The sequence below is a fragment of the Enterobacter sp. D2 genome (assembly GCF_034427575.1).
Classification (GTDB): domain Bacteria; phylum Pseudomonadota; class Gammaproteobacteria; order Enterobacterales; family Enterobacteriaceae; genus Enterobacter; species Enterobacter cloacae_M.
The window spans coordinates 2,535,060-2,547,963 of the sequence record NZ_JAXQPP010000001.1 but is presented as its reverse complement, the minus strand read 5'-3'; the positions used below and the strand labels follow the sequence as shown (position 1 = coordinate 2,547,963).

Genomic DNA, 12,904 nt, shown 5'->3' with positions numbered 1-12,904 from the left:
CTATACCAGTCTCTAAGTGCATTTCCAGGTAGCGAGGATGTAGTGTAGAATGCTGCGTTTTCGCACTGAAAAACGTCAGGCTAAGAACAGCGGCCTCCAGGAATTCGTAAGGCATAATTATTTAACTATATGAAGAACATACGTAACTTTTCGATCATTGCTCACATTGACCACGGTAAGTCGACGCTGTCTGACCGTATTATCCAGATTTGCGGTGGCCTGTCTGATCGTGAAATGGAAGCCCAGGTTCTGGACTCCATGGACCTGGAACGCGAACGCGGTATCACCATTAAAGCGCAGAGCGTTACGCTTGATTACAAAGCGGCTGATGGTGAAACCTATCAACTGAACTTTATCGACACCCCAGGCCACGTTGACTTCTCCTATGAAGTTTCACGCTCGCTCGCGGCCTGTGAAGGCGCGCTGCTGGTGGTGGATGCCGGGCAGGGCGTTGAAGCCCAGACCCTGGCAAACTGCTACACCGCGATGGAAATGGATCTCGAAGTTGTGCCGGTTCTGAACAAGATCGACCTGCCAGCCGCCGATCCTGAGCGCGTAGCGGAAGAGATTGAAGATATTGTCGGCATTGACGCGACCGATGCCGTGCGCTGCTCCGCGAAAACCGGTGTCGGCGTCACCGACGTGCTGGAACGTCTGGTGCGTGATATTCCGGCCCCGGAAGGCGATCCGGATGCCCCGCTGCAGGCGCTGATTATCGACTCCTGGTTCGATAACTATCTGGGCGTTGTCTCCCTGGTGCGTATTAAAAACGGCACCATGCGCAAAGGCGACAAAATCAAGGTAATGAGTACCGGACAGGTCTACAACGCCGACCGTCTGGGCATCTTCACGCCAAAACAGGTTGACCGTACCGAGCTGAGATGCGGCGAGGTAGGCTGGCTGGTCTGCGCCATCAAAGACATCCTCGGCGCGCCGGTGGGCGATACCCTGACCGGCGCACGTAACCCGGCGGACAAAGCGCTGCCAGGCTTTAAAAAGGTGAAACCGCAGGTTTACGCGGGTCTGTTCCCGGTCAGCTCTGACGACTACGAAAACTTCCGTGACGCGCTCGGTAAACTGAGCCTGAACGATGCTTCACTGTTCTACGAGCCAGAAAGCTCAACGGCGCTGGGCTTCGGTTTCCGCTGTGGCTTCCTTGGTCTACTGCACATGGAGATCATTCAGGAGCGTCTGGAGCGTGAATACGATCTGGATCTGATCACCACGGCGCCGACCGTAGTCTATGAAGTTGAAACCACCTCGAAAGAAGTGATCTACGTCGATAGCCCGTCCAAGCTGCCGCCGCTGAACAACATTCAGGAGCTGCGTGAGCCTATCGCAGAGTGTCACATGCTGCTGCCGCAGGAATTCCTGGGTAACGTCATTACGCTGTGTATTGAGAAGCGTGGCGTGCAGACCAACATGGTTTACCACGGTAACCAGGTGGCGCTGACCTATGAAATCCCGATGGCGGAAGTGGTACTCGACTTCTTCGACCGTCTGAAGTCGACCTCCCGTGGCTATGCGTCACTGGATTACAACTTTAAACGCTTCCAGGCTTCCAACATGGTGCGTGTGGACGTGCTGATCAACGGCGAGCGCGTGGATGCGCTGGCGCTGATCACCCACAACGACAATGCGCCGTACCGTGGCCGCGAGCTGGTTGAGAAGATGAAAGATCTGATCCCGCGTCAGCAGTTCGATATCGCGATTCAGGCGGCGATTGGCAACCACATTATCGCGCGTTCAACCGTGAAACAGCTGCGTAAAAACGTTCTGGCGAAGTGCTATGGCGGTGACGTCAGCCGTAAGAAAAAGCTGCTGCAGAAGCAGAAAGAAGGTAAGAAGCGTATGAAGCAGGTCGGTAACGTCGAGCTGCCGCAGGAAGCATTCCTTGCCATCCTTCATGTTGGTAAAGACGGCAAATAACCCTAAGGAGTTGGCATGGCGAACATGTTTGCCCTGATCCTGGTCATTGCTACCCTGGTGACAGGTCTGCTGTGGTGTCTGGATAAGTTTATCTTCGCCCCAAAACGTCGTGAACGTCAGGCTGCCGCACAGGCAGCCACTGGAGATGGGATTGACGCGAAAACCCTGAAGAAAGTCGGCCCGAAACCGGGCTGGCTGGAAACGGGCGCCTCGGTATTTCCGGTGCTGGCAATTGTTCTGGTGGTGCGTTCGTTTATTTATGAGCCGTTCCAAATCCCATCAGGGTCAATGATGCCAACGCTGCTGATTGGTGATTTTATTCTGGTAGAGAAGTTTGCCTACGGCATTAAAGATCCTATCTACCAGAAAACGCTGATCGAAACCGGTCATCCGAAACGTGGCGACATCGTGGTGTTCAAATATCCGGAAGATCCGCGCCTGGACTACATCAAGCGCGCGGTAGGTCTGCCGGGTGATAAAGTGACTTACGATCCGGTTGCGAAAGAAGTCACCGTTCAGCCGGGCTGCAGCTCCGGTACCGCATGTGAAAACGCGCTGCCAATCACCTACTCAAACGTTGAGCCAAGTGATTTTGTGCAGACCTTTGCCCGTCGTAACGGCGGCGAAGCGACCAGCGGATTCTTCCAGGTACCGAAAGGTGAAACCAAAGAGGACGGCATCCGTCTGGTTGAGCGCAAAGAGACGCTGGGCGATGTGACGCACCGAATCCTCACCGTGCCAATCGCGCAGGATCAGCTGGGTATGTACTATCGCCAGCCGGGCCAGCAGCTGGCTAGCTGGATTGTACCGCCAGGACATTACTTCATGATGGGTGACAACCGCGATAACTCTGCGGACAGCCGTTACTGGGGCTTTGTGCCGGAAGCGAATCTGGTCGGCAAAGCCACCGCCATCTGGATGAGTTTTGAGAAGCAGGAAGGCGAATGGCCGACCGGTGTACGCCTGAATCGTATCGGCGGAATCCATTAATTCTCAATAAATGAACGCGTAGCCGCTTTTATTAGCGGCTACGTGAATTATTTCCACGATAAATCTCTTCGAACTAACGACATCCCCTGTCGTTGTGTATAGAATATTCCCCCGAAGTTTAAGGTTGGCCCTGCAAGGGTGCCACGGCACACGAAACCGCGTTGGTTTTCTCAGGTCGGTTTCGTGTGCTGCATTTTTGACGCATTCATTTATTGGTATCGCATGAACCCCATCGTAATTAATCGGCTTCAACGGAAGCTGGGCTACACTTTTCATCATCAGGAGTTGTTGCAACAGGCATTAACCCACCGCAGTGCCAGCAGCAAACATAATGAGCGTCTCGAGTTTTTAGGCGACTCTATTTTAAGTTTCGTGATTGCGAATGCGCTTTATCATCGTTTCCCGCGTGTGGACGAGGGTGATATGAGCCGCATGCGTGCCACGCTGGTTCGGGGTAATACCCTTGCGGAAATCGCGCGCGAGTTTGAACTGGGCGAATGTCTGCGTCTTGGACCGGGTGAACTGAAAAGCGGCGGCTTCCGTCGTGAATCTATTCTTGCCGATACGGTCGAAGCATTAATTGGTGGTGTGTTCCTGGACAGCGATATCCAGACCGTAGAAAAGCTGATCCTGAACTGGTATCAGACCCGTCTGGACGAAATCAGCCCGGGCGATAAACAAAAAGATCCGAAAACGCGTCTGCAGGAATATTTGCAGGGTCGTCATCTGCCGCTGCCGTCTTATCTGGTGGTACAGGTGCGTGGCGAAGCGCACGATCAGGAATTTACCATCCATTGCCAGGTCAGTGGCCTGAGTGAACCGGTGGTGGGCACAGGTTCAAGCCGTCGTAAGGCTGAACAGGCTGCCGCCGAACAGGCGTTAAAAATGCTGGAGCTGGAATGAGCGAAGATAAAACCTATTGCGGATTTATTGCCATCGTCGGACGTCCGAACGTTGGCAAATCCACCCTGCTGAATAATCTGCTTGGGCAGAAGATTTCTATCACTTCGCGTAAGGCGCAGACCACGCGTCACCGCATCGTCGGCATCCATACTGAAGGCGCGTATCAGGCGATCTACGTCGATACCCCTGGCCTGCACATGGAAGAGAAGCGTGCCATCAACCGCCTGATGAACAAGGCGGCGAGCAGCTCGATCGGCGATGTAGAGCTGGTGATTTTCGTTGTGGAAGGCACCCGCTGGACGCCGGACGACGAGATGGTGCTGAACAAGCTGCGTGACGGCAAAACGCCTGTCATCCTCGCGGTCAACAAAGTTGATAACGTGCAGGAAAAGGCCGACCTGCTGCCGCATCTGCAGTGGCTCGGTAGCCAGATGAACTTTCTCGACATCGTTCCGCTGTCTGCTGAGACCGGTCTGAACGTTGATACCATCGCGGGCATCGTGCGTAAGCACCTTCCGGAAGCGATTCATCACTTCCCGGAAGACTACATCACCGATCGCTCTCAGCGCTTTATGGCGTCTGAAATCATCCGTGAAAAGCTGATGCGTTTCCTGGGTGCTGAACTGCCTTACTCCGTAACGGTGGAGATCGAGCGTTTCCAGACCAACGAGCGCGGTGGCTACGATATCAACGGCCTGATCCTCGTTGAGCGCGAAGGGCAGAAGAAGATGGTGATCGGCAACAAAGGGGCCAAGATCAAAACCATCGGCATTGAAGCCCGTAAGGACATGATGGAGATGTTCGAAGCGCCGGTTCACCTCGAACTGTGGGTGAAAGTGAAATCTGGCTGGGCCGATGATGAGCGTGCTCTGCGCAGCCTCGGTTACGGCGAAGACCAGTAACTTAAGACGACGAGCATATGGATGGATGGCAGCGCGCCTTTGTCCTGCATAGTCGTCCCTGGAGCGAAACCAGCCTTATGCNGAGCATATGGATGGATGGCAGCGCGCCTTTGTCCTGCATAGTCGTCCCTGGAGCGAAACCAGCCTTATGCTGGACGTCTTCACGGAAGAGTCGGGCCGCGTGCGCCTTGTTGCGAAAGGCGCACGTTCCAAACGTTCTAACCTGAAAGGTGCCCTACAGCCTTTCACGCCGCTGCTGGTACGCTTCGGTGGGCGAGGGGAAGTGAAAACCCTGCGCAGCGCTGAAGCCGTCTCCCTGGCGCTTCCTCTTTCCGGCATCACGCTCTATAGCGGTCTGTATGTCAACGAACTCATCTCACGCGTTCTTGAACATGAGACCCGCTTCTCTGAACTTTTCTTCGATTATCTGCACTGTATCCAGGCGCTGGCTGGCGGAACCGGCACGCCCGAACCCGCCTTGCGTCGTTTTGAACTGGCGCTGCTGGGCCACCTCGGATACGGCGTAGATTTTCTGCACTGCGCGGGCAGCGGTGACGAGATAGAAGACACCATGACCTACCGCTACCGCGAAGAAAAAGGCTTCATTGCCAGTATCGTGATAGACAACAGCACCTTTACCGGGCGCCAGCTCCGGGCGCTGTATGAGCGCGAGTTTCCCGATCTGGACACCCTGCGCGCAGCAAAACGCTTTACCCGGATTGCCCTCAAGCCTTATCTTGGCGGCAAGCCCTTAAAGAGCCGCGAATTATTCAGGCAGTTTGTGCCGAAACGTTAATGTTTTACCCCTCACCCCAGCCCTCTCCCGGAGGGAAGAGGGGAAGAGAAATGAACCAAAATACCGAGGATTGTCATGGCTGAATTACTGTTAGGCGTCAACATCGACCACATCGCCACGCTGCGTAATGCGCGCGGCACGGCGTATCCCGATCCGGTTCAGGCAGCGTTTATCGCTGAACAGGCTGGCGCTGACGGTATTACCGTTCACCTGCGTGAAGACCGTCGCCATATCACCGATCGCGACGTGCGCATTCTGCGTCAGACGCTGGACACCCGTATGAATCTGGAGATGGCGGTCACCGAAGAGATGCTGGCGATTGCCTGCGAGACCCAGCCGCATTTCTGCTGCCTGGTGCCGGAAAAACGCCAGGAAGTAACCACCGAAGGCGGTCTGGATGTGGCCGGTCAGCTCGACAAAATGCGCGATGCCTGCAAGCGCCTGGCGGATGCCGGTATCCTGGTTTCTCTGTTTATCGACGCCGATTTCGCCCAGATTAAAGCGGCGGCCGACGTGGGTGCACCGTATATCGAAATCCACACCGGCTGCTATGCCGATGCCAAAAACGACGCCGAGCAGGCCAAAGAGCTGGAGCGTATTGCCAAAGCGGCCACGTACGCCTCAAGCCTGGGCCTGAAGGTTAACGCCGGTCACGGCCTGACCTACCATAACGTGAAGGCCATTGCCGCGCTGTCGGAAATGCACGAGCTGAACATCGGCCACGCCATCATTGGCCGCGCGGTGATGAGCGGCCTGAAAGAGGCGGTTTCAGAAATGAAACGCCTGATGCAGGAAGCGCGTCAGTAATGGCCATTCTGGGCTTAGGCACCGATATCGTTGAAATAGCCCGTATTGAAGCGGTGATCGCCCGTAGCGGCGATCGCCTCGCAAAACGCGTGCTGAGCGATAACGAGTGGGCCATCTGGGAAGCGCATCAGCAGCCGGTGCGTTTTCTGGCAAAGCGCTTTGCGGTAAAAGAGGCGGCGGCCAAAGCCTTCGGAACCGGCATTCGTAACGGCCTGGCGTTTAATCAGTTCGAAGTGTTTAACGATGAGCTGGGCAAACCGAGCCTGCGTCTGTGGGGAGAAGCGCAAAAGCTGGCGGAAAAGCTGGGGGTGAATCACATGCACGTGACGATCGCGGATGAACGCCACTATGCCAGCGCGACGGTGATCATCGAAAGTTAAAGTTTGTCCGCGTGGTGCATCAGGACAAACTTATCCCATAGCTGCTCTTCGCTCTCAACGTGGGCCGGATCCTTCAGGATGGTATTCGGGATCGGGCACACTTTCTGACAGGTCGGCGTTTCATAGTGGCCGATGCATTCCGTGCAGCGGTCGCTGTTAATCTCATAAATGCTGTCGCCCATCGAAATCGCCTGGTTCGGGCATTCGGGCTCGCACATATCGCAATTAATGCATTTTTTGGTAATTAACAGCGCCATCAGGAAATTCTCAGAAACAACACAAACCGGGCGGGCATTATAAGCGTCAAACCAGTTTCTTTACCAGTTCTTCGCTGTGACGAATGCGTTCGGGCGCGCGCTCCAGATCCTGCTGCACCAGCGCCATAAACAGCAGGTCCGTCAGCATCATTTGCGCGCTGGTGGACGAGATAGCCGCGCTGCGCGTGGCCTGCTCTTCGGCAATGGTATATAAACAGCGCGTGGCCCGCTGCTGCAGGGCATTCGGGGTAAAACCGGTGATCGCCAGAATTTTACCGCCGACGCGTAGCGCTTCATCGGTTGCCATGTTGATCTCTCGACGCTCGCCGGAGTAGGAGATAGCCAGCAGCAGATCGTCAGGATCCATCGCCTGTACGGTCGCCAGCAGGGCGTGCATATCCTGCTCGACGATGGCGTTAAGCCCAATTTTCGTCAGCTTCCAGCCAAAGTTACGCGCCACAAGTCCGGACGCCCCGATACCGGTCAGGATGATGCGCCGCGCGCCGCGCAGCATCGCTACGCTCTCCAGCAGCTTCTCTTCCGTATTCACGTCGAGCGTCGCGTGCATAGCCGCCACGTTCTCTTTGATCAGCTTTTCGCCAACCAGCCGCATCGGGTCATCGCCGCGGATCTGATTATGCACCGGCATTGACTGCGGGTTGGGGTTGCTCACCAGCGCTTCGCTGATCGCCAGCTTGAGGGCGGGGAACCCCTTAAAGCCAATCTTCTGGGCAAACTTCACCACGCTGGACTGGCTCACGCCGGCTTCACTCGCCAGCTGCTGCGAGCTGAGGTGGCGTGCATGATCGGGTTGAGAAAGCAGAAAATCCGCCAGCTTCTTGTCGCTTTGGGCAAAGCCTGCATAACGCTGGCGAATGCGAATTAAACAGTTCATAGGGTCTCCTGGCGAAAATGTGATTATCTGCGCAAATACGAATTTTGCTCGCCTGAATGAATTTTATATTCCATTATAGTGTGATTATTATGAATTAAAAATTCTTGAGGTACAAAAATGAATCTTGGCTCACTTGTTTCTGAAACGCGTAACCCACAAACCATGGATCTGGATGCGCTCTCCACCCTGGAGCTGGTTAACCGCTTTAATCAACAGGATACGCTGGTCGCGCAGGCAGTGAAAGAGACTTTACCCGAGGTGGCGAAAGCGGTCGATGCGGCGGCGGAAGCCCTTAAGGCCGGCGGTCGCATTATCTACATGGGAGCGGGTACCAGCGGGCGTCTTGGGGTTCTGGATGCGTCAGAATGTCCGCCCACCTTTGGGGTGCCGCACGGTCTGGTCGTTGGGCTGATTGCCGGTGGACCCGGCGCGCTGCTGAAAGCCGTTGAGGGAGCGGAAGACAATAAACAGCTGGGCGAGGATGACCTGAAGGATCTGAATCTGACCGCGAAGGATCTGGTGGTCGGGCTGGCGGCATCCGGGCGCACCCCGTACGTCATTGGCGGGCTGGAATACGCCAACCGGACGGGCTGCACGACGGTCGCCATCTCCTGTAATCCGGGTTCCCCGATTGCGCAGGTGGCCGCTATCGCTATCTCTCCGGTAGTCGGGCCGGAAGCGCTCACCGGCTCCACGCGCCTGAAATCCGGGACCGCGCAAAAGCTGGTGCTCAATATGATCTCCACCGGCGCGATGGTGAAGTTCGGCAAGGTTTATCAGAACCTGATGGTGGATATGCAGGCCACCAACGTCAAGCTGGTGGACAGAGCCTGCCGCATGGTGATGGAGGCGACAGGCGCAGGCCGTGAAGAGGCAGAAGCGGTGCTCAGGCAGACCGCGCACGATGTTAAACCGGCCATTCTGATGATCCTGAGCGGGCTGGATGCGGCGGCCGCGAGGGCCAAACTCGCTGCGCATAACGGCTTCTTACGGGCGGCATTAGAAAACTAACAGAGGCGTCTATGGACAAAACAGCAGCGCTCGCCAGCGATATCCTGCAGGGGATCGGTGGGGAAAAAAATATTCAGCGTCTCGAAAACTGCATGACGCGCGTGCGAGTCGAGGTACATAACGACGACCAGCTTGACGTACCGCGCCTTAAGCAGCTGTCCGGCGTCAGCGGCTACGTGAAACAAGGGCAGCAGCATCAGCTGATCGTCGGGCCGGGGAAAGCGGCGCAGGTTGTCGATGCCATGCGCGCGCTGATGGGCGTTAGCGCGAGCGCGTCGATGGACGATGCGGAGCGCACCAGGGCGCAGGCAAAGGCCAAATACAAAGCCCCCATGAGCGATGCGCTGCGTCAGCTGGCAAACGTCTTTATTCCACTAATCCCGGCGTTTATTGCCTCAGGCCTGATCACCGGGATCATCAACATCCTCAAGCGACCGGATATTGTGGGGGATTTCGCCACGCAGTATCCGAACCTGCTGGGGATTCTCGGGATCTTCGGCAGCGCTGTTTTCGCCATCATGAACATTCTGGTCGGGGTGAATACCGCGAAGGTGTTTGGCGGATCGCTGGCGATGGGCGGGGTAATGGCGGGCATCTTGTCCAGCCCGCAGCTGGCGCAGATCACGCTGTTTGGCGAGGCGCTCCAACCGGGCCGCGGCGGGGTGATCGCCGTGCTGCTGGTGGTCATCCTGATGAGCTGGATCGAGAAAAGGCTGCGCGCGGTTCTGCCTGGCTCGATCGAGCTGATTCTCAACCCGCTGTTGACCACGCTCATTACCGGTAGCGTAGCGATTGTGGCCCTCCAGCCGCTAGGCGGGTGGATCTCTGAAGCCATCGCTCACGGTGCGTCTCTGGCTATCGACCGAGGCGGGCTGCTGGTTGGCGCTGTGCTTTCCGGTACCTTCCTGCCGCTGGTGCTGACCGGCCTGCACCAGGGGCTGGTGCCGATCCACGTCGAGCTTGTACAGGCGCACGGCTATAACGCGCTGCTGCCTATCCTGTCGATGGCGGGGGTGGGGCAGGTCGGCGCGGCAATTGCCGTACTGATGAAAACCCGCAACGCGCGTCTGAAAAAAATGATTAAAGGCGCGCTCCCGGTCGGACTGCTCGGCATCGGCGAGCCGCTGATTTTCGGCGTTACGCTGCCGCTGGGTAAACCGTTCCTCGCCGCCTGTCTGGGGGGCGCGGTAGGCGGGGCGCTGATCAGCTACTGGAAAGTCGCTACCGTTATCACCTTTGGGCTTTCCGGTTTACCGCTGGCATTAACCATCGTGACCGGAAAAGTGATGCTCTATCTGTTAGGCTATTTAGTAGCGGTGATCGCCGGGTTCCTGTTTACCTGGCTGTTAGGTTTCAACGACCCAGAGGAGTAAGGTTTGGCAAATCACGCGCGTCGCGTTGTCTTTTTCGATCTGGATGGAACGCTGCATCAGCAGGATATGTTTGGTACGTTTATGCGTTACCTGCTGCGGCGTCAGCCTTTGAATGCGCTGCTCGTGCTGCCGCTCTTACCGGTTATCGGTATCGCGCTGCTGGTGAAAGGCCGTGCGGCGCGATGGCCGATGAGTTTGCTGCTGTGGGGATGTACCTTTGGGCACAGCGAAGCGCGGCTCAAGCAGCTCGAAAAGGATTTTGCGCACTGGTTTCGCGGCCACGTCGCCGCCTTTCCGGTTGTGCAGGCGCGCCTGACCAGCTACCTCGACGCTAACGATGCCGACATCTGGCTGATTACGGGCTCCCCGCAGACGCTGGTGGAGCAGGTCTATTTTGATACCCCCTGGCTTCCGCGCGTGAATCTTATCGCCACGCAAATTAGCCGCGGCTACGGCGGCTGGGTGCTGACCCTGCGCTGCCTGGGGCATGAAAAAGTGGTTCAGCTGGAAAAACGCATCGGTACGCCGCTGCGCCTGTACAGCGGCTACAGCGACAGCAAGCAGGACAACCCGCTGCTCTATTTTTGCCAGCACCGCTGGCGCGTCACGCCATCAGGCGAACTTCAGCAACTCGAATAGTCTTCTCTAAAACTGGCGTGTATAATGCCGCCCGCTTTTCGACTGGAGTATCGCCTTTGTCCAACCCTGTACACAATCATGAATACTGGATGCGCCACGCGCTGACGCTGGCTCAACGCGCCTGGGACGAGGGCGAAGTGCCCGTGGGCGCGGTGCTGGTCCATAACAATCAGGTGATTGGCGAAGGGTGGAACCGGCCTATTGGTCGCCACGATCCTACCGCGCATGCCGAAATTATGGCGCTTCGCCAGGGCGGTCTGGTGCTGCAAAACTATCGTCTGCTTGATACCACGCTGTATGTGACGCTGGAGCCGTGCGTGATGTGCTCCGGCGCGATGGTGCACAGCCGGATCGGGACGTTGGTTTTCGGCGCGCGGGATGAAAAAACCGGTGCGGCCGGTTCGCTGATGGACGTGCTGGGTCACCCTGGTATGAACCACCAGGTGAAGACTATCGGTGGGGTGCTTGCACCAGAGTGTTCGGGGCTATTAAGCGATTTCTTTCGAATGCGCCGTCAGCAGAAAAAGCAGCAAAAGGCAGAATTGAAGCTGTCGGACGATTAAGCTCGTCCGGCGCCACGACCGGGTAACTTTGAGCCAGCTGTTTGGCCTCCGTCGCCTCTTTCTCTTTCTCCAGCAGATACCCGACCAGGCTAATCTGATATTTACGGATATTTTCCACGTAGGCGTAGGCTTCATGCCCGCGCGCGTAGCCGTATGTCAGCTTGTTATACCATGGCTTTTGGCTCAGCAGCGGCAGGCGCTGCTTAACGTCTGACCAGCTGTCCGGGTTACCTTTCGTTTTGGCCGTCAACGCTCGCGCATCAAGCATATGCGCGTAGCCCATATTGTAGGCCGCCAGCGCAAACCAGATCCGCTCTTCTTCCGGCACCGTTTCCGGTACTTTGGCCATCATATCCTGCAGGTAGCGCGCACCGCCGCTGATGCTCTGTTCGGCATCGGTACGGTCATTGACGCCAAGGCTCAGCGCGGTATTTTTGGTTAACATCATCAAACCGCGTACCCCCGTGGGCGACGTGGCCTGGGTATCCCAGTGGGATTCCTGATACGAAATAGCCGCCAGCAGCTTCCAGTCAATCTCCTGGGCGTATTTTTCGAACAGCGGCTGCAGATCCGGCAGGACGCTGTCTACTGCTCGCAGGAAGCTGCGGGTATCAACGTAGTCAAAGTCATCGCCGTGCCCGAGGTACTTCTCTTCGAGACGCGCCAGGGTACCGTCTTCATTGATGGTGTTGAAGAAATCAAGCATCGCGGCAGAGAAGGTCTGATCGTCATCAAGCTGGCTAAACCAGGTCACGGGCTGCTCGTCGGTGACGTCCAGCGCCACGGCGATTTCAGGATGCACCCGCTGGAACAGGCTGATCGCGACCGAATCGGCGATGGTGTAGGACACCTTCTGATCTTTTACCTGCTCCAGCAGCTCCGTCGTGCCGAGTTTCGGATCCACCGTCCAGCTCAGGTCGGGATATTTCTTCTCCTTGAGCTCCCGCAGATCGTCAATCACCACGTGGCCGGGCGCAATCGTCAGCTGCCGATCGTTAATTGAAGCCAGCGAGCGCGGGCGCAGGCTCCCGACGCGGTAAACCAGCTGCTGAGAAACGGAGTAGTAGGTCGGGCCTGGCTGGTAGTTCTTGCTGCGCTCGCTGTTATACACCAGCCCGGCGGCGAGCATATCGGCATCGTCGTTATCGAGGTCGTCAAACAGCTCGTTGATATTCTGGCGGACGGTGATTTTAAGCTTCACGCCAAGATAGTCGGCGAACTGTTGTGCAAGTTCATAATCCAGACCAATGATTTTGCCGTTGACGTCGCTGTAAATCAGCGGGGAGTTGAGGGTACTGACGCGCAATTCCCCCCGCTCCTGAATGGCGGCGATACGGTTTTCGGCTTTGCCGAACCAGGGGATGGAAGGCCAGAGGGCCACTGCCAGCAGCAACGTTACAATGCCGATGAGCAGATAATTAATCTTTAATTTTTTCAATTAGTTAATTCTCTGCGACGC

The 12,904-nt window shown here is 56.5% G+C and carries 14 protein-coding genes; 11 read left to right on the top strand and 3 right to left on the bottom strand.

Going from position 1 to position 12,904, the window contains the following annotated elements; translation table 11 throughout:
* Positions 1 to 129 precede the first annotated feature (129 nt).
* From lepA to acpS, 7 genes are all read left to right on the top strand, one after another.
* The gene (gene lepA, locus SPG90_RS12105; protein WP_109845519.1) at positions 130 to 1,929 is read left to right on the top strand and encodes a translation elongation factor 4; all 1,800 of its coding nucleotides are present in this window, start codon (positions 130 to 132) and stop codon (positions 1,927 to 1,929) included.
* 15 nt (positions 1,930 to 1,944) lie between these two features.
* Positions 1,945 to 2,919, top strand: a complete 975-nt coding sequence (lepB, locus tag SPG90_RS12100; protein ID WP_023308848.1) for a signal peptidase I — start codon at positions 1,945 to 1,947, stop codon at positions 2,917 to 2,919.
* A 222-nt stretch (positions 2,920 to 3,141) separates the two neighbouring features.
* Positions 3,142 to 3,822 carry a ribonuclease III gene (rnc, locus tag SPG90_RS12095; protein WP_003860711.1) on the top strand — a complete coding sequence of 227 codons (681 nt, stop codon included), beginning with the start codon at positions 3,142 to 3,144 and terminating at the stop codon, positions 3,820 to 3,822.
* Positions 3,819 to 4,724, top strand: coding sequence for a GTPase Era (gene era, locus SPG90_RS12090; protein ID WP_023308847.1), 906 nt, complete (start codon positions 3,819 to 3,821; stop codon positions 4,722 to 4,724). The genes rnc and era overlap by 4 nt, the downstream gene beginning before the upstream one ends.
* 88 nt (positions 4,725 to 4,812) lie before the next feature.
* Positions 4,813 to 5,520: a DNA repair protein RecO gene (recO, locus tag SPG90_RS12085; protein WP_023308846.1), complete on the top strand. Its 708-nt coding sequence runs from the start codon at positions 4,813 to 4,815 to the stop codon at positions 5,518 to 5,520.
* 75 nt (positions 5,521 to 5,595) lie between these two features.
* Positions 5,596 to 6,327 (top strand): pyridoxine 5'-phosphate synthase, encoded by a 732-nt coding sequence (gene pdxJ / locus SPG90_RS12080; protein WP_047173868.1) that lies wholly within the window; start codon positions 5,596 to 5,598, stop codon positions 6,325 to 6,327.
* A complete protein-coding gene (acpS, locus tag SPG90_RS12075; RefSeq protein WP_047173869.1) occupies positions 6,327 to 6,707 on the top strand; it encodes a holo-ACP synthase in 381 nt (126 codons plus the stop codon). The genes pdxJ and acpS overlap by 1 nt, the downstream gene beginning before the upstream one ends.
* Here the strand turns inward: acpS and SPG90_RS12070 are convergent.
* Positions 6,704 to 6,964, bottom strand: coding sequence for a YfhL family 4Fe-4S dicluster ferredoxin (locus SPG90_RS12070; RefSeq protein WP_008502177.1), 261 nt, complete (start codon positions 6,962 to 6,964; stop codon positions 6,704 to 6,706). The genes acpS and SPG90_RS12070 overlap by 4 nt on opposite strands.
* Positions 6,965 to 7,010: 46 nt before the next feature.
* Entirely contained in the window at positions 7,011 to 7,859 is an 849-nt protein-coding gene (locus SPG90_RS12065) for a MurR/RpiR family transcriptional regulator (protein WP_023308844.1), read from the bottom strand.
* 117 nt (positions 7,860 to 7,976) lie between these two features.
* Here SPG90_RS12065 and murQ point away from each other — a divergent pair, with 117 nt between their 5' ends.
* From murQ to tadA, 4 genes are read left to right on the top strand one after another with little or no spacing between them, the layout of a single operon-like run.
* Positions 7,977 to 8,870 carry an N-acetylmuramic acid 6-phosphate etherase gene (gene murQ / locus SPG90_RS12060; RefSeq protein WP_045355297.1) on the top strand — a complete coding sequence of 298 codons (894 nt, stop codon included), beginning with the start codon at positions 7,977 to 7,979 and terminating at the stop codon, positions 8,868 to 8,870.
* An 11-nt stretch (positions 8,871 to 8,881) separates the two neighbouring features.
* Positions 8,882 to 10,243 carry a PTS transporter subunit EIIC gene (locus SPG90_RS12055; protein WP_045399583.1) on the top strand — a complete coding sequence of 454 codons (1,362 nt, stop codon included), beginning with the start codon at positions 8,882 to 8,884 and terminating at the stop codon, positions 10,241 to 10,243.
* Between the two features lie 3 nt (positions 10,244 to 10,246).
* Positions 10,247 to 10,882, top strand: a complete 636-nt coding sequence (gene yfhb, locus SPG90_RS12050) for a phosphatidylglycerophosphatase C (protein WP_023308841.1) — start codon at positions 10,247 to 10,249, stop codon at positions 10,880 to 10,882.
* 56 nt (positions 10,883 to 10,938) lie between these two features.
* The gene (gene tadA / locus SPG90_RS12045) at positions 10,939 to 11,445 is read left to right on the top strand and encodes a tRNA adenosine(34) deaminase TadA (RefSeq protein WP_045399585.1); all 507 of its coding nucleotides are present in this window, start codon (positions 10,939 to 10,941) and stop codon (positions 11,443 to 11,445) included.
* On the opposite strand, the gene mltF is transcribed toward tadA, so the two are convergent.
* Positions 11,333 to 12,883, bottom strand: coding sequence for a membrane-bound lytic murein transglycosylase MltF (gene mltF / locus SPG90_RS12040; protein ID WP_045399587.1), 1,551 nt, complete (start codon positions 12,881 to 12,883; stop codon positions 11,333 to 11,335). The genes tadA and mltF overlap by 113 nt on opposite strands.
* Positions 12,884 to 12,904 lie beyond the last annotated feature (21 nt).